This is a genomic window from Streptomyces sp. NPDC033216 (genome assembly GCF_055577115.1).
Genome location: NZ_JBVIQK010000002.1, coordinates 148,687 through 165,318, shown reverse-complemented (window position 1 = coordinate 165,318; position 16,632 = coordinate 148,687). Strand labels below are relative to the sequence as shown.

The following is a 16,632-nucleotide window of genomic DNA, read 5'->3' as shown; positions in this document are numbered from 1 at the left end:
CTTCGGAGCACAGACACGGGCTCCGGGCCGGCGGGCGACGTGTCTCCACCCCGCGCGGCAGATCGCCGGCGGAGGGAGCGCGCCCTGCCCTATCCGGGGAAGACGGGGATGTCCCGGTACCTGTCCTTGATCTCGGCCGCGTCCGTACGCACGGCACTGCCGGGCACCAGCAGCAGCGGCACCCGGTGAAACGGGGTCACGGCGTGCGCGTCGGCATGCCGTGCCCCGCCGTCGAGCAGGGAAGCGCGGCCCGGCGCGCCGTCGGGCACCCCGGCAGGCGTCCCCCGCACGGGCCCATGACCGCCGGTCCCGGCATGCCCGGCACGTGACTGCCCACCGTCGCGCGCCACCGACCCCACCTGGGCCTCGCTCACGACGCCTCGGGGCCCGTACGACGACTGCGGAGCCGCCGCTTCAACGGTCGCGGAGCACGGTCCGGGGCCGGGGACGACGGCATCCGATGCCACGGGCACCGAGGTCACCGTCACCGTCACCGTCACCGTCACCGGCGAGGTGAGCCCCGGCTGCGGCACGGGCAGCGCCGGAAGGGACGGCAGCGAAGGGGCGTCCGGCAACTCAGGGAGGGAGCCCGGCGAGGAAAGCGACGGCAGTCCGGGGAGGGAGCCCGGCGAGGAAAGCGACGGCAGTCCGGGGAGGGAGCCCGGCGAGGAAAGCGACGGCAGTCCGGAGACGCCGGGCAGCGATGTCGCAGGCCCCGCCTCCGCCAACTCCCCGCTCACACTTTCCAGCACCTGACCGACGGACTTCACCACCCGCTCCCGAACGGGAACGACCGGGTTCGTCACGGCGTCCGAATCCGACGGCGCCTCCTCGGACGAGGCGGCCCATGCCGGCATGGACGCCGGCGTCGGCGTCCATGCCGGCGCGTCAAGGGTGTCCGGCGGGGACGGTTCGGCCAGGGCCTCCGACAGCGAGACGGTGGCCGCCTTCGCCGGGGAAACCGTCACCGCGGGAAGCGCCGTCGTAGCGGCCGGCGCTCCGTCCGCCGCCTGTGCCGACCCACCGAAGAGGAGCCCCAGCGCGAACAACCCGCCCAGCATCACCGCGCCGCGCAGCGCGATGCGCAGGGCGACGGCGGGACGGAGAGCGGGACGGGTCAAGGGGGGAGGAACCTCCCGTGCGACGAAACGAGGCGGTCGATCCTCGCACGGGAGTCCCGAGGTAGCGCAAGCCCCCTGTTACCGATGGGTAGTCATGTCCCATTTGAGGGTGCGGTGTCCGGGTCCGGCACGGGAAGGGGGCGTCTCTCGATCGCCGCCGCCATCACCTCGGGGAACAGGTCGGGCGTACAGGCGAAGGCGGGGGCGCCCAGCGCCGCCAGAGCGCCGGCGTGGTCCCGGTCATAGGCGGGCGCTCCCTCGTCGGAGAGTGCGAGCAGAGCGACGAACTGCACCCCCGACGCCTTCATGGCCGCGACCCGCTTCAGCATCTCGTCACGTATGCCCCCCTCGTAGAGGTCGCTGATGAGCACCACGACCGTCTCGGCGGGCCGGGTGATCTGCGACTGGCAGTAGGCGAGCGCCCGGTTGATGTCGGTGCCGCCGCCGAGCCGGGTGCCGAACAGGACGTCCACCGGATCGTCGAGCTGGTCCGTGAGGTCGACGACCGCCGTGTCGAAGACGACGAGCCGGGTGCTGATCGACCGCATCGACGCCAGCACCGCCCCGAACACGGAGGCGAACACGACCGAGGCAGCCATCGATCCGGACTGGTCGACGCAGAGGATCACCTCCTTCTTCACGGACCGCGAGGCGCGCCCGTACCCGACGAGGCGCTGCGGCACGACCGTCCCGTACTCGGGGAGGTAGTGCTTGAGGTTGGCCGCGATCGTGCGGTTCCAGTCGATGTCGTGGTGGCGGGGCCGGGCGATCCGGGCGCTGCGGTCGAGGGCGCCGGTGAGGGTGGCGCGGGTGCGGGTGGCGAGCCGCTTCTCCAGGTCCTCGACCACCTTGCGCACGACGGCCCGTGCGGTCTCCTTGGTGGTCTCCGGCATCGCCTTGCCGAGGGAGAGGAGTGTGTCGACGAGGTGCACGTCGGCCTCCACCGCCTCCAGCATCTCCGGTTCCAGCAGCAGCGTGGCCAGTCCGAGCCGATCGATGGCGTCGCGCTGCATGACCCGGACGACGGAGGAGGGGAAGTACGTCCGGATGTCCCCGAGCCAGCGCGCCACCGACGGCGCCGACGCCCCGAGCCCCGCCGAACGGTCCCGCCCTGTCCGCGCCCTGTCCCCCTTGCCGTAGAGCGCGGCGAGGGTGCCGTCCATCGCCGCGTCGTTCCCGGACAGTTCGTGTTCGGTGCCGTCCGCCTCGCCGCCGCCGAGGACGAGCCGCCAGCGCCGCAGCCGCTCCCGCTCGGGGTCCGCCTCCGTCTCGTCGAACATCATGTCCGCGCCCCCGTCAGGTCGATGTCGTTGCCTTCCCGCTGTTCCCCGTCCAGTCCCAGCAGCAGGCGCACGACGGGGAGGACGGCGTCCGCGCGCCCGGCGTCCAGGCCGTCCGCGAACCCGGCGGTCCCGAAGCCGGCACCCACCACGCGCCCCCTCTCCCCCGGCCCTCGTCGCAGCAGTTCCCCGAGCGTCCGGCGCACCCCCGCCTCGTACGCCGAGAACGTCCGCCGCAGCAACGGCAGTACGTCCGTGAACGCCTCCGCCGACACGCCCGCCAGCCACCCGTCGACCAAACCGAGCAGCCGTTCGTCGTGCACGAGGAGCAGCCCGCCGCCGGCCCCGCCCCCGACGAAGCCCTCGATCCAGGCGGCCGCGTCCGCCGGCGGCGTCCCCCGCGACAACGCGAGCCCCATCAGCCGCGCCGCCTCGTCCCCGGCCAGCTCCCCGTCGTCCAGCAACAGCCGTACGGCCCGGCCCCGCACGGCTCCCGCCACGGCGTCCCGGCCGGACAGCACCCGCAGCACCGCCCGCCAGCGGTCACGCAACCGGCTGTGGAGCGAGGCCCGCTCCGCTCCGGCCGCCTCCTCCAGCAGCCCCACCGCGCCGTGCACCGCGTCCACATGGCCGCGCATCTCCTCGGCCGCGTCGGTGTCCAGTGCCGCGCACGCCGGCGGCAGGCCGACGAAGACGCGCTCGGCGAGGCCCGCGGCGACGTGCGCCAGCGCGCCGGTGTCGGTGCCGCGGACGTCGCCGTAGCGCAGCGAGCGGACCAGGGCGGGCAGCGCCTGGGCGAGACGGCCGACGTCCGTGTCCAGCGCCGCCCGGTCGGCGAGGACCCGCATCACCGTCGGCAGGGCGTCCGGGAGCCCGGCCAGCAGGCAACGCTCCGCGAGGGCGGTCACCTCGGCGAGGCCCCGCGCGGCGACGGCGTCCGCCTCCGCTTTGGCGGTGGCGGCGCCCAGTACGGTCGTCCCCCACACGCCGGCCTCGGCGACGCGCACGGACAGTTCGGGCTCCCAGCGCAGCCGCCATGTCTCCCGGAACGTGCCCGTGCTCCCCCGCGAGACCGCCGGTTCACCCCACTCCACCCGCAGCAGCCGCAGCCGGTGCAACAGCCTGCTGCGCTCGGCGTCGGTCTCCTTGCGCAGGTCCAGTTCCAGTTCCCGCTCCACCGCCTCCGGTCTCAGCCGCAGTCGGCGCTGGAGCCGGTCCAGGTCGCGCCGCAGGGGCACCGCGGGCGCGCGGGCGGGCACCTCCCCCATGACGTCCCCGACGACCAGCCGGTCCCGCACCAGCGCCAGCGGCACGTCCGAGCCTTCACACAGCACCGCCCGCACGGCGTCGGTCGTCTCGCTCAGGCCGGGCAGCGGGCGGCCGCGCAGCGCGGCGAGTGTCCCGGCCAGCCGTACCGCCTCGATGACGTGCGCCGGGGAGACGATGCGGTCCTCCTCGCGCAGCAGGCCCGCCACCTTGGTCAGCCACCGCTCCACCGGCCGGTCGGGCGCGGCGAACAGGTGCGCGTACCATCCCGGCGAGTCGACACCGGCGCCGTACCCACCGGCCCGTGCGAGCCTGCGGTGGGTCCACGGCACCCACGTCAGATCGGCCTTGACCTTGGGCAGCCCTCTCAGCAGTGCCCGGTCGGCGGTGAGCGCCGTCTTCCGCCGGAGCGCGGGCACATGCCACGCCCCGCACACCACGGCCACGTGCTGGTCCGTGAACTCACGTCCGGCGTCCCGTAGTCGGAGCCGCATGTGCGCCTCCCGCACAAGGTCCCTCTCGCTGCCCGCGGCGCCGTACCTGTCCCGCAGCGCCGTCATGGCCTCCTCGATCGCGGCGAAGGGTGCGAAGGGGTCCCGCCGCCCCGCGCCCCGGTGTTCCACGACGTCCTCCCACCAACGCTCGGGGTCGTCGTGTCCGGCGGCGTCGGCGAGAGCGGCGAGCGGGTCGACGCGGAGGGCTCCGCCGCCCGGCGGTTGCCCCTGGCGCTCCGTGCCTTCGGACTCCGTGTCCTCGGGGTCCTCGGGGTCCTCGGGGTCCTCGGGCTCCGTGTCTCCACGGCGCCGGTCGCTCCCCGTGCCGTCACTCCCCGTGCCCTCGTCCGGCTTGCGCTGCCAGGCCAGGGTGTGCGCGGCCGGCAGGTCGATGAAGCGGGCCGGGACGCCGTGTTCCACGGCCCAACGGAGCGCCACCCACTCCGGGGAGAACTCGGCCATCGGCCAGAACGCCGACCGTCCGGGCTCGTCCACGGCGTGCGCGAGGAGTGCGACCGGGGGTCGCAGGTCCTCGTCGGCGGCCAGCGGGATCAGCGCGTCGGCCTCCGGCGGGCCCTCGATGAGCACCACCCGCGGCCGGGCGGCGTCCAACGCCCTGCGGACGGCCCGCGCCGACCCCGGCCCGTGGTGCCGCACCCCGAGCAGCAGGGCCTCCCCGGGGCCCGACCGGAACCGCGCGTCCGTCCCTCCCCCGGCGTCCCCGCTTCCCCGTTCCCCGACCACTCCGACCCCGTCCCCGTCCGGCTCCCGGTCCCGGCTCTGGCTCCGGGCGCCGTCCGTCCCCCCGAAGCCCCGGCCGCCGACCGCCTCGCCCCCGTCCGGGGCCTGCTCCTGTTCCCGAACCGGGCCCTCGACCCCCTCCCTCCCCTCGAAACCCCGGCCGCCGGCCCCGTCGCCCCCGGTCACTACCGGCTCCGGTTCCCCGCCCTCTCCCTCCCCGGGGCCAAGGACCCCCGGGTCCCCCCGGCCGCAGCTGGCTCCCTCACCGTCCGGCATCCCGGCTCCTCCCCCCTGACTCCCCGACCGGCCCTCGTCCCCCGGCACCTCCCACGGTCCCAATCCGTCCACGGCCCGCCGGTACGCGGCCCCAGGTCGTGTCCTCGTCCCCGCTCACGCGGTCACCTCCCGGCAGGCCCGGTAGAAGTCCGTCCAGCCGTCCCGCTCGCGGACCACCGCCTCCAGGTACTCCCTCCACACCACCCGGTCGGCGGCCGGGTCACGGACCACGGCACCGAGCAGACCCGCGGCGACATCGGCCGGCCGAAGGACGCCGTCGCCGAAGTGGGTGGCGAGGGCGAGGCCGTTGGTCACCACGGAGATCGCCTCCGCGGGCGACAGGGTGCCGCTCGGCGACTTCACCTTCGTCCGGCCGTCGGAGGTGATGCCGTCGCGCAGTTCGCGGAACACGGTCACCACGCGGCGGATCTCGTCGATGCCGTCGGGACCGGCCGGCAGGTCGAGGGAGCGACCGATCTGCTCGACGCGCCGAGCGACGATGTCGACCTCGACCTCGACGCTAGCCGGCAGTGGCAGCACCACCGTGTTGAAGCGGCGGCGCAGGGCACTGGACAGCTCGTTGACCCCGCGATCGCGGTCGTTGGCCGTGGCGATCAGGCTGAAGCCGCGGACCGCCTGCACCTCCTGTCCCAACTCCGGTATCGGCAGCGTCTTCTCCGACAGGATCGTGATGAGGCTGTCCTGCACATCGGCCGGGATGCGGGTCAGTTCCTCCACCCGCGCCGTCATGCCCTCCGCCATGGCGCGCATGACGGGGCTGGGAACGAGCGCGGCCCGGCTGGGACCCTGGGCGAGCAGCTGCGCGTAGTTCCAGCCGTAGCGGATCGCCTCCTCCGGGGTGCCCGCCGTGCCCTGCACCAGCAGGGTCGAGTCTCCGCTGACGGCCGCGGCCAGATGCTCGGAGACCCAGGTCTTCGCGGTGCCGGGCACACCGAGCAGAAGGAGGGCGCGGTCCGTGGCGAGCGTGGTCACGGCGACCTCGACGATACGGCGCGGTCCCACGTACTTCGGTGTGATCACGGTGCCGTCCGGCAGGGTGCCGCCGAGGAGATAGGTGGCGACCGCCCACGGCGACAGTTTCCAGCGGGCGGGGCGGGGGCGGTCGTCCTGCGCGGCCAGCGCCGCGAGCTCATGGGCGAAGGCGTCCTCGGCGTGGGGCCGCAGCACCTCTCGCCCGGGTGTGGCGTTCGCGGGCGCGGAGTGCTCGTGGCGTGGTTCGGCGGACGTCGGTTCAGCGGTGAGCGACATGGCTGAGGCCCCCTCCAGCTCGGCCGGTTCGGATCTGGTGTCCACCTTGCACCACACCACTGACAATGCGCTCCGACCTGCCAGAACACCTCTGCGGGTGCATTCGCGGGGCCGATTGTCAGTGGGGGGATCTACCTTCGATGACATGACACAGCAGGGGGTGCGCTGGACCGCGGACCAGGTGCTGGCGCTGGCGCCTGACGCCGCGTCACGCAAAGCGGGAAGCAAACTCGGCGCGGCCGGTCCGTGGTCCGAGACGGGAAGTTCCGACAAGGGGGCGGTGTGGGGCCTGTGCAGGGGCAGTGGCAGGGACCCGTACCGGACGGTCGTCGATGTCGCGGACGCTTCCGGACCGGCGTACAAGTGCAGTTGCCCGAGCCGGAAGTTCCCGTGCAAACACGCGCTCGGGCTGCTGCTGCTCTGGTCGGAGGGGGCGGTGCCGGTGCTCGCGGAGGAGCGGGCGCCGGACTGGGCGGAGGCATGGCTCGCGGCGCGGCGCGGGTGCACGCAGGAGGAACGGGGGGCGGGTGCGCGGGGTTCCGGGTCGGGCTCCGCCGATCCGGAGGCGGCCCGTCGCAGAGCTGGACGCCGCGCCGAGCGGATCACCGCGGGGGCGACGGAGTTGGAGCAGCGGCTCGCCGACTTCCTGCGCTCCGGCCTGGCCACGGCCGAGCAGGCGGGGTACGGGGCGTGGGAGGAGACGGCGGCCCGCATGGTCGACGCCCAGGCTCCCGGACTCGCGTCGCGTGTGCGGGAGTTGGAGGCGATCCCCGCGTCCGGGCCGGGCTGGCCGGTGCGGCTGTTGGAGGAGTGCGCGCTGCTCCACCTCCTCGACCAGGGCTGGCTGCGCCGTGAGCGGCTCCCGGAGGCCCTGGCGGCCACCGTCCGTACCCGCGTCGGCCTGACCCGGTCGCCGGACGGACCGCCGCTGCGCGACGACTGGCTGGTCCTCGCCCGGTACGACGTCGTCGACCCGAAACTGACGACCCGCCGCACCTGGCTGCACGGCACCACCTCGGGCCGCACCGCGCTCCTCCTCTCCTACGGCGCCGCCGGACGGGCGCCCGAACTGTCGCTACCGGTCGGCCTGGCCTTGGACGCGGAGGTGTCGTCGTATCCGGGTTCCGGGCAGCGCCGGGTGGCCCTGGGTGAGCAGTTCGCGCCGCCCGTTCCCACGGCGGTCCGGCCGGACGGTGTGACGACGGTGGAGGCTGCCGCCCGCTATGGCTCGGCCCTGCGTGACGATCCCTGGCTGGACGCCGTGCCGGTGACCCTGGACGACGTCGTCCCCACACCGGACGGGGCCTCCTGGCAGCTGGCGGATGTCGACGGGGACACGGCACTGCCGCTCACGCCCGCGGCGACGGCCCGGCCCGGGTTGTGGCGCCTGGTCGCCCTGTCGGGGGGCTCGCCCGTCAAGGTCTTCGGCGAGTGCGGCCACCGCGGCTTCACTCCCCTGACGGCCTGGCCGTCGGCCCCCGGAGAGGCGGTCCCCTTGTGCTGACCCCTGGTGCTCACTCCGTCCCAGCCCCCGCCAGAGGGCTCCGCCCTGCGCCCACCACCACTCGACTCGGTCGGCCAGGAAGGAGCCACGGCGCGGCTGCCACCCGTCCCCCGGCACAGGCGGTACACCGCCCGCACACCGACGACGAGCGCACCACCACCCGACTCCGCCGGCCCGGAAACAGCCGTCGACGCGACCCGCACCCCACTCGGTCGGCCACGAAGCCCTCGTCCGTCCCCCGACGCCCCGCCACCGACTCGGTGATTCATGAAGGGAACGCGCATGACCGATCCCGGTACCGCATCGGCCTCCTGGGAGGATCTCGTCGCCGTGGCCCTGCTCGGCACGGATCGGCGTACGCCGTCCGGCGTGGCGCCGGGTCGGGCCGCGTCCTCGGCGTTGCTGGACGCGGCGGCCGCGGCGACCGTGCGGCGTCGGGCCGGGCTGCGGCCGGGGCGGGCGGCGCCGCGCCCTGAGCCGGCGCCCGAGGACCCGCGCCCGGCGCTGCCCGCCGCCGCGGCCCGCAGGCTGGCCCGCCTGCTGGCCGACCGCCCCGGCAGCGGCGGAGGCGGCCGTCGGAGCACGGCACCGGACCTGATGGAGTTGCTGCCCCAGTGGCTTGCGGCCGCCAACGCCCGTGGGTTCGCCGCGCCCGCCGCGACACTGCCCGCGCTGCTGGACGCGGCCCGCGGCCGGACGGATCTGCGTCCGGCCGCGCTGGAGTTCGCGGGTCCGCGTGCGCTGTGGCTGGCCCGGCTCAATCCGGACTGGCGGTTCGCCCTGCGCTCGACACCGGGCGGCGGGACGTCCCTGCCGGGTCCGGAGGAGACCGGCCGGATCGACAGACTCTGGCGGGAGGGCCTGTTCGCGGAACGGGTCGCCGTCCTCGCGGGGATCAGGTCCCGCGATCCCGATGCGGCCCGCACGTTGCTGGAGTCGACGTGGGCGACGGAGCGCGCCGAGGACCGCCTGATGTTCCTCGACTCGCTGCGCACCGGCCTGGGGTCGGGGGACGAGCCGTTCCTGGAGCAGGCGTTGGCCGACCGGAGCCGCAACGTCCGTTCCACGGCGGCGGAGTTGCTGTCGGCGCTGCCGGGATCGGCGCTGGCCGCGCGGATGGCGGTGCGGGCCGCCACCTGCGTGGCCGTCGACCGCACGCGGGACACTCCGACGATCGTCGTGGAGGCACCGCTCGAGTGCGACGCGGCCATGGAGCGCGATGGTGTGGCACCCAAGGCGCCGCCCGGCCGGGGAGAACGGTCCTGGTGGCTCGGCCAGCTGGTGGAGTCGGCCCCGCTCACGTCCTGGCCGGCGCGACTGGGCGGCCGTACGCCCAGGGAGATCCTCGCGCTTCCGGTGGCCGACGACTGGGCGGGTGAGCTGCACGCCGCCTGGTGCCGGGCGGCCGTACGGCAGCGGGACGCCGACTGGTCGCGGGCGTTGCTCGGAGTTCCGTCGGCGCCGGAGGCCGGCGGGCCGGGGGCGGTGTCCCTCGCCGAGCGGGCCAAGCTGCTGGGCACCCTGCCGGTGGGCGAACGGGCGGACTGGGTGGCCGGTTTCATCGCGGCGCACGGCCTGTCAGAGGCGTTCCAACTGCTCGGGGTGTGCGCGGTGCCGTGGACCGCGACGCTGGGCCGGTCGGTTCTCGACGCACTCAACATCGCGCGGGACGCGGGGAGTTATCCGTGGAGTTTCAGCGGAGTGATGGGCCTGGCGGAACGCTGCCTCGACCCTTCGGAGGCGTCCCGTCTCGACGGCCTGCTGGCGGTGCCGGAAGAGTCGGAGGATTCGTCGCCCGGCGCGGGAGGCTACTGGGCGGAGGCCTTCCAGCGGCTCGGGACGACGCTGCGGTTGCGGGCGGCGATGAGCGAGGAACTGGGCGCGGGATGAGCAGTGGGTGACGCCGCCGGTGACGCCCCTCGCCGGGTGCCACGCGGGGTGAGCGACGGGTGACGCTGACAGCGACACCCGTCGCCGCGTGACATCCGGTCCGTCAGGGGTGATGCGGGGTCCGGATCCGTCAGGCCGGCGCCACGGCACCGGGCCGAGGCCTGACGCGGAGGTCCGGGGTCGCCGCCCCGAGGCCGAGCGACCAGGCCCGTGCCCGCCTCGGGACCGCCTACGCCCCCGCCGGCTGTCGTACGTTCGCCCGCACCCAGTCCACGATCGACGCCGTGGTCGCGCCGGGAGTGAAGATCTCCGCGACGCCCTTCTCCTTCAGCGGCGCGATGTCCGCCTCGGGGATGATCCCCCCGCCGAAGACCAGGATGTCCGCCGCGTCCCGCTCCTTGAGGAGCTCGATCACGGCGGCGAAGAGCGTGTTGTGCGCCCCGGAAAGGATGGACAGACCGATCGCGTCGGCGTCCTCCTGGATCGCGGTGCCGACGATCTGTTCCGGGGTCTGGTGAAGGCCTGTGTAGATGACCTCCATACCCGCGTCGCGCAGCGCACGCGCGATCACCTTGGCCCCGCGATCGTGGCCGTCGAGCCCCGGCTTGGCCACCACCACGCGGATCGGACCGGCTGCCACACCCATCACTGCCTCCATGAAGCGACTACATCCATCCGTACCGATTCCCTGCGTACCGAGAGGTACCACCACACCGGCCGGGGAAGTGAACGAACGTTATCGCCAGCATCCCGCAAGCGGCGGTTTTACGGTGGGCACCGAGGGGGAAATCACACAGAGGGACACGTTCACCAAACGCGGTTCTCCCTCCCCCGACGGGGGAACCCCAGGGGTAGCCGCGCAACGGGAGCCGCAACGAGGTCGCCGTCCCGCCGCGCCGCAGGCCGCGCGTGGCGGCGAGGCGCATCGGCGCAGGCTCGATGGGCAGGCAGGACCGGGTCGACGTCAGGAGTGCCGGGAGCGGACCGCTCACCCCACCGCAACGCCCTTCGCGCACCGCCGGTCCTCGGCCGCGACTTTCACGAGGGCACGCGGGGGACAGAGCCGTCCCCCGGCGTGCCGACAGGAGGTCGGCCATGCAGCTCACCCGGGCCCTGGAGCCCCTTCTCCCGTTCCGTGTCTGTCGGCGCCTGCTGCCGACCGGGCTGATGGGGCTCTCCGTGAGCCTTCTCAAGGCGACCGCCCTGGAACTCGCGATCCTCACGGGGCATCTCCTTCTGTATCCGTCGGGCATCGTCCAGGAGCGTCGCGGCGGCTCCACACCCGCGCGTCCCCCGGCCGGCGGCGCCGAAGGCGCCGGGGACCCGGCCCGGCTGCCGACGCAGGCCCCGCCCCCGGTCGTCCTTCTGCACGGCTTCATCGACAACCGTTCGGTGTTCGTCCTGCTGCGCCGCAGCCTCGCCCAGCACGGCAGGCACCGGGTGGAGTCGCTCAACTACTCTCCACTGACCTGTGACATCCGGATCGCCGCCGAGCTGCTGGGGCGCCATATCGAGGAGATCTGTGAGCGCACCGGCAGCAGTCGGGTGGATGTCGTGGGGCACAGCCTCGGCGGGCTGATCGCGCGTTACTACGTGCAGCGACTGGGCGGCGACACGCGCGTGCGGACGCTGGTCACGCTGGGCACCCCGCACTCCGGGACCCGGGCGGCGCCCCTGGCGAGCGCCCACCCGATCGTGCGCCAGATGCGCCCCGGCTCCGCGCTCATCGAGGAGTTGTCCCTGTCCGCGCCCGGCTGCCGTACGCGATTCGTGAGTTTCTGGAGCGATCTGGACCACCTGATGGTGCCCCTGGAGACCGCCCGCCTTGAGCACCCTGACCTTCTGACGGAGAATGTGCAGGTGAGCGGAGTCGGTCATCTCGCCCTTCCGGTGCACCCGGCCGTCGCGAGCGGCATACGGCAGGCCCTCGACCGCGAGGAACCGACGGCCGACGCCACGCCCGGCACACCGACGGCGCGCAACGGTGACCTGACGGTCGCCTGAGCACTCCCGGCCGGACAGCCAGGACGTTGCACGAACCGCCCTCGGCCGGACACCTGACGCCACTTCCGGTCACCACATGACACACGGTGACATAACCACCAACCGACCCAGCCGACTCGCAGCGCTTCCCCAGCACCACGACAACCGAGCGACATCGAACACTCTTCGAACGTAGGGCCAAGGCCGCGTCCATCCTCCCCCGAAACAAGGCCGAATGCCCCTTTCCCCGGGGCATGAAACCTGCGGAAGATTGTCGCGCCCGCATACTGCCGGGTACAGTCACCGCACTGCTCTGGCAGCCCGTGTTGTGCTCTGGCAGACCCTGTTGTCGAGGCGAGAGAGAAGTTGGTGAACGACCGTCACCCGTCGGGGACCATGACCACCCCGGCTCCGGCTTCCGACGCCGACCCGGCGCACCAGGCCTCGTACGGCTCCCCGGAAGCCCAGTACGGCGACCTCACCACGTACGACGCTTACGACTCCGGCACCTACGACACCGGCGCGCACGCCACGGGTCACTACGCGGCCGACCCCCTCTTCGGCGACATGCCGGGCGATGCCGCATCGACCGCGTCCACCGGGGCGTACGACGCCACGCAGTGGTGCACCGGCAGTCATCAAACCCTCAACTACGACCCCTACGCGGCCCAGCACCACGCCGTCTACGACACGGGCGCCTACGACACGACCGCCTGGCCCACGGACCAGCAGCCGCTGTCGGGGATCCCGCCGCAGGCCACGGCTGCCGACGTCAGCGGCCAGTGGTCGGGCGCCTGGCTCCAGCCGGACGGATCCGCCGCCCCCGCCGACCAGACCCAGCAGTGGGAATGGGGCACGCAGGCCTTCGACACCGGTGCCTACGACGCGACGCAGTGGAACGCCGACGGCGGCGACGAGGCCACGGACAGCGGCGACGAGTACGGGCAGCAGGGCGAGGCCTCATTCGACCAGCAGGCCGAGGTCCCCTTCGACCAGCAGGCAACGGCCACCTTCGAGCAGGTCGGCCACGACAAGCCCGCCCCCGGCGACGACGAGCCGGGCGACGGCGCCCCTCTCCTCCTCGACGACCAGGAGGAGGCCGTCCCCGCCCCTCTCGGACGGGCGGCCACCCGGAACGCGAACCGCTCCCGGCGCCGTACGCCCGCGAGGCGCTCCGCGCTGCTGACCGTGGCCGTGCCCTCGGCGTGCGTCATGGGCGTGGCCGGTATCGCGGCGGCCTCGGTCGGCACGCTGACCGGTGGCGACGACCAGGACACCACGGCGTCCGCCTCGGACGCGCAGGCGGTGAAACCGTCCACCGCGAACAACAAGCTGGACGCCCAGCTCCAGATCCTCACCGCCGAGGCCGACAACTTCGCCGACCGGGCCAGCCGTACGCAGGAACGCATCGACCTCAAGGCGCAGCAGGAAGCCGAGAAGAAGAAGGCGGCGGCGGAGGCGGCCCGCAAGGAGCGGCTGCGCCCCAAGTACGCGCTGCCGGTGTCCAACCACGGCCTGAGCGCCTACTACGGTCAGTCCGGCATCAACTGGATGTCCCTGCACACCGGCATCGACTTCCCGGTGTCCTACGGCACCACGGTGTTGGCGGCGACCGACGGCACCGTCCGCACCCAGTGGAACAGCGCCTACGGCAACATGATGATCCTGACGGCGAAGGACGGCACGGAGACCTGGTACTGCCACCTCTCCAGCTACCGCGTCGCCTCGGGTACGACGGTGAAGGCCGGCGAGCCGATCGCGTACTCCGGTAACTCCGGGAACTCCACCGGCCCGCACCTGCACTTCGAGGTCCGGCCGGGCGGCGGCTCCGCGATCGACCCGCTGCCGTGGCTGCGCAGCCACGGGCTCGACCCGACGTAGAACCCCACGACGCACCGATGAGCCCCCGCCGTCGACCTGACGGCGGGGGCTCATGTCGTGCGAGCTACAGCTTCTCCACCGGCGCGTACCTCAGCAGCAGCCGCTTCGGCTTGGCCTCGCCGAAGTCGACCGTCGCCTCCGCGTTGGCGCCCGTGCCCTTCACGCCGACGACCGTGCCGAGGCCGAACTGGTCGTGGGTGACCCGGTCACCGACGGCCAGGGCGACCACCGGTTTCTCCGAGGTGCGTCGCGTGGCGAAGCCGGACGCGCCGGCCGCGGAGGAACGCGAACGGGACGACGACAGCGAGGCCGCCACCCCGGACACCGGGCCGGAGGACAACGGCGAGGTCGCCCCCGTCCGCTTCCAGTCCACGTGTGCGGCCGGGATCTCCTCCAGGAACCGGGAGGGCGGGTTGTACGACGGCTGTCCCCAGGCGCTGCGCAGCGCGGAGCGCGTCAGGTAGAGCCGCTCCCGAGCGCGCGTGATGCCGACGTAGGCCAGGCGGCGCTCCTCCTCCAGCTCCTTGGTCTGCCCGAGGGCGCGCATGTGCGGGAAGACGCCGTCCTCCATGCCGGTGAGGAAGACGACAGGGAACTCCAGGCCCTTGGCGGTGTGGAGGGTCATGAGCGTGATGACGCCCGAGCCGTCCTCGCCCTCGTCGGGGATCTGGTCGGAGTCGGCGACCAGCGCGACCCGCTCCAGGAAGTCGGAGAGCGAGCCGGTCGCCTCATCCTCGCCGGACTCCTGCTCGAACTCCAGGGCCACGGCGGCGAGTTCCTGGAGGTTCTCGATGCGGGTCTCGTCCTGCGGGTCGGTGGAGGCCTGCAACTCGGCCAGGTAGCCGGTGCGCTCGAGCACGGCCTCCAGGACGGTGGCCGGTCCCGCGCCCGACTCGACGATCGTGCGCAGCTCCTCCATCAGCGCGTTGAACCGCTTGACCGCGTTCGTGGAGCGCGCGGCCATGCCGTATGCCTCGTCGACACGCTTGAGGGCCTGCGGAAAGCTGATCTTCTCGCGCTGGGAGAGGGCGTCGATCATCGCCTCTGCACGCTCGCCGATGCCGCGCTTGGGCACGTTGAGGATGCGGCGCAGCGGGACGGAGTCCTCCGGGTTGGCGAGGACGCGCAGGTAGGCCAGGACGTCCCGGACCTCCTTGCGCTCGTAGAAGCGGACACCGCCGACGACCTTGTAGGGCAGGCCGACACGGATGAAGACCTCTTCGAAGACGCGGGACTGGGCGTTGGTGCGGTAGAAGACGGCGACGTCACCGGCCTTGGCCTCGCCCGCGTCGGTGAGGCGGTCTATCTCGTCGGCGACGAACTGCGCCTCGTCGTGCTCGGTGTCGGCGACGTAGCCGGTGATGCGCGCGCCCTCGCCCGCGTTGGTCCACAGGTTCTTGGGACGGCGGGACTCGTTGCGCTCGATGACGGCGTTGGCGGCGGTGAGGATCGTCTGGGTGGAGCGGTAGTTCTGCTCCAGCAGGATCGTCGTGGCGTCCGCGTAGTCCTCCTCGAACTGGAGGATGTTGCGGATGGTCGCGCCGCGGAAGGCGTAGATCGACTGGTCGGCGTCACCCACGACGCACAGCTCGGCGGGCGGCAGGTCGTCCGCGCTCGGCGGTACGTCCACCGGGTGCTCGGCGGAGCCGACGAGTTCCCTGACCAGGGCGTACTGCGCGTGGTTGGTGTCCTGGTACTCGTCGACGAGGACATGCCGGAAGCGGCGGTGGTAGTGCTCGGCGACATCGGGGAACGCGCGCAGCAGATTGACCGTCGTCATGATCAGGTCGTCGAAGTCGAGGGCGTTCGCCTCGCGCAGTCGCGACTGGTACATGGCGTAGGCCTGCGCGAGGGTCTTCTCGAAGCCGTCGGTGGCCTGCGCGGCGAAGTCCTCCTCGTCGATCAGCTCGTTCTTCAGGTTGCTGATCTTGGCGCTGAAGGACTTCGGGGGGAAGCGCTTGGGGTCGAGGTCCAGGTCGCGACAGACCAGGGCCATCAGACGCTTGGAGTCGGCGGCGTCGTAGATCGAGAACGACGAGGTGAAGCCGAGCCTCTTGCTCTCGCGGCGCAGGATGCGCACGCACGCGCTGTGGAAGGTCATCACCCACATGGCGTTGGCCCGCGGGCCGACGAGCTGCTCGACGCGCTCCTTCATCTCACCCGCGGCCTTGTTGGTGAAGGTGATCGCGAGGATCTGGCCCGGATGGACATGCCGTTCGGCGAGGAGGTGGGCGATGCGGTGGGTCAGCACGCGCGTCTTGCCGGATCCCGCACCGGCGACGATGAGCAGCGGGGTGCCCGAGTGCACGACGGCCGCGCGCTGGTTCTCGTTGAGCCCCTCCAGGAGTGCCGCCGCGTCGATCGGCGGGCGGGGGGCGCCGTCGCGGTAGTGCGTGTCCCGATCCGGCGGCACGTCGAACTTCCCGCCGAACAGATCGTCCGGAACCGGTTCCGGAGAGTGATCGTCCTCGGGCGGCGGCGGGAGTTCCTCATGGGGGCCGCGGGGGGCCTGGAGGTCCGCCAGGAAGCTGTCGTCAAAGAGGCTGCTCATCGCTCTCCGAGTCTAGGCTGCCCCACTGACAACCCGCGGCCGTCCCGGAAAGATCCCGACCCCTCACCTTCCGACACGCACCTGACACCGTCGGTGACGGCGGACGCCCGCCCGCCCCCAGGTCACGAAAATGTATCAGGCATATCACCCGCCAATCTTCACAGCGGCCGCACCAGTTGGCTACCGTGCCGGGCAGGCCGCTCGACCCCTTCCGGCGAACCTCGCCGGGCCGTGCGGCCTCCGCCGAGTCCGGTGCGCCCCTCGCGGCAACCGGAGCCGGGGACCCACCGAGACCTCGGGGTGAGTCGGCTCACTCCTCTCCGGGGAGCACGAGTCGTAGGGCAACCCTTCCGAAACACCCGCCCGAACCCTCCCC

General features: G+C 73.0%; 10 protein-coding genes. 4 read left to right on the top strand and 6 right to left on the bottom strand.

All coding sequences use genetic code 11. The features are described from left to right. Positions 1-89: 89 nt before the first annotated feature. From ACZ5Y0_RS04205 to ACZ5Y0_RS04190, 4 genes are all read right to left on the bottom strand, one after another. Entirely contained in the window at positions 90-1,121 is a 1,032-nt protein-coding gene (locus tag ACZ5Y0_RS04205) for a hypothetical protein (protein ID WP_469127069.1), read from the bottom strand. 92 nt (positions 1,122-1,213) lie between these two features. Further along, entirely contained in the window at positions 1,214-2,404 is a 1,191-nt protein-coding gene (locus ACZ5Y0_RS04200; RefSeq protein WP_469127068.1) for a VWA domain-containing protein, read from the bottom strand. Beyond that, positions 2,401-5,178 (bottom strand): DUF5682 family protein, encoded by a 2,778-nt coding sequence (locus ACZ5Y0_RS04195; RefSeq protein WP_469127067.1) that lies wholly within the window; start codon positions 5,176-5,178, stop codon positions 2,401-2,403. The genes ACZ5Y0_RS04200 and ACZ5Y0_RS04195 overlap by 4 nt, the downstream gene beginning before the upstream one ends. A gap of 114 nt (positions 5,179-5,292) precedes the next feature. Continuing rightward, the gene (locus ACZ5Y0_RS04190; protein WP_469127497.1) at positions 5,293-6,447 is read right to left on the bottom strand and encodes an ATP-binding protein; all 1,155 of its coding nucleotides are present in this window, start codon (positions 6,445-6,447) and stop codon (positions 5,293-5,295) included. Between the two features lie 145 nt (positions 6,448-6,592). Here ACZ5Y0_RS04190 and ACZ5Y0_RS04185 point away from each other — a divergent pair, with 145 nt between their 5' ends. Then, positions 6,593-7,951 carry an SWIM zinc finger family protein gene (locus ACZ5Y0_RS04185; RefSeq protein WP_469127066.1) on the top strand — a complete coding sequence of 453 codons (1,359 nt, stop codon included), beginning with the start codon at positions 6,593-6,595 and terminating at the stop codon, positions 7,949-7,951. A 282-nt stretch (positions 7,952-8,233) separates the two neighbouring features. Then, positions 8,234-9,841 carry a DUF5691 domain-containing protein gene (locus ACZ5Y0_RS04180; protein WP_469127065.1) on the top strand — a complete coding sequence of 536 codons (1,608 nt, stop codon included), beginning with the start codon at positions 8,234-8,236 and terminating at the stop codon, positions 9,839-9,841. Between the two features lie 229 nt (positions 9,842-10,070). Here the strand turns inward: ACZ5Y0_RS04180 and ACZ5Y0_RS04175 are convergent, their stop codons facing one another. Continuing rightward, entirely contained in the window at positions 10,071-10,487 is a 417-nt protein-coding gene (locus tag ACZ5Y0_RS04175; RefSeq protein WP_020132112.1) for a cobalamin B12-binding domain-containing protein, read from the bottom strand. A 449-nt stretch (positions 10,488-10,936) separates the two neighbouring features. Between ACZ5Y0_RS04175 and ACZ5Y0_RS04170 the strand changes: the two genes are divergently transcribed. Together ACZ5Y0_RS04170 and ACZ5Y0_RS04165 are read left to right on the top strand one after the other, a co-directional pair. Beyond that, positions 10,937-11,845 carry an esterase/lipase family protein gene (locus tag ACZ5Y0_RS04170; RefSeq protein WP_469127064.1) on the top strand — a complete coding sequence of 303 codons (909 nt, stop codon included), beginning with the start codon at positions 10,937-10,939 and terminating at the stop codon, positions 11,843-11,845. Positions 11,846-12,220: 375 nt separating this feature from the next. Continuing rightward, the gene (locus ACZ5Y0_RS04165) at positions 12,221-13,705 is read left to right on the top strand and encodes a M23 family metallopeptidase (protein ID WP_469127063.1); all 1,485 of its coding nucleotides are present in this window, start codon (positions 12,221-12,223) and stop codon (positions 13,703-13,705) included. 64 nt (positions 13,706-13,769) lie between these two features. Here ACZ5Y0_RS04165 and pcrA read toward each other — a convergent pair whose 3' ends face one another. Then, positions 13,770-16,256 (bottom strand): DNA helicase PcrA, encoded by a 2,487-nt coding sequence (gene pcrA, locus ACZ5Y0_RS04160; RefSeq protein ID WP_469127062.1) that lies wholly within the window; start codon positions 16,254-16,256, stop codon positions 13,770-13,772. Positions 16,257-16,632: the final 376 nt, after the last annotated feature.

Bases quoted from the DNA above. Each gene is read 5' to 3' on its own strand.
- ACZ5Y0_RS04200 (WP_469127068.1), bottom strand. From the start codon at position 2,404: ATGATGTTCGACGAGACGGAGGCGGACCCCGAGCGGGAGCGGCTGCGG.
- ACZ5Y0_RS04180 (WP_469127065.1), top strand. From the start codon at position 8,234: ATGACCGATCCCGGTACCGCATCGGCCTCCTGGGAGGATCTCGTCGCC.
- ACZ5Y0_RS04185 (WP_469127066.1), top strand. From the start codon at position 6,593: ATGACACAGCAGGGGGTGCGCTGGACCGCGGACCAGGTGCTGGCGCTG.
- pcrA (WP_469127062.1), bottom strand. From the start codon at position 16,256: ATGAGCAGCCTCTTTGACGACAGCTTCCTGGCGGACCTCCAGGCCCCC.
- ACZ5Y0_RS04190 (WP_469127497.1), bottom strand. From the start codon at position 6,447: ATGTCGCTCACCGCTGAACCGACGTCCGCCGAACCACGCCACGAGCAC.
- ACZ5Y0_RS04195 (WP_469127067.1), bottom strand. From the start codon at position 5,178: ATGCCGGACGGTGAGGGAGCCAGCTGCGGCCGGGGGGACCCGGGGGTC.
- ACZ5Y0_RS04175 (WP_020132112.1), bottom strand. From the start codon at position 10,487: ATGGGTGTGGCAGCCGGTCCGATCCGCGTGGTGGTGGCCAAGCCGGGG.
- ACZ5Y0_RS04170 (WP_469127064.1), top strand. From the start codon at position 10,937: ATGCAGCTCACCCGGGCCCTGGAGCCCCTTCTCCCGTTCCGTGTCTGT.
- ACZ5Y0_RS04165 (WP_469127063.1), top strand. From the start codon at position 12,221: ATGACCACCCCGGCTCCGGCTTCCGACGCCGACCCGGCGCACCAGGCC.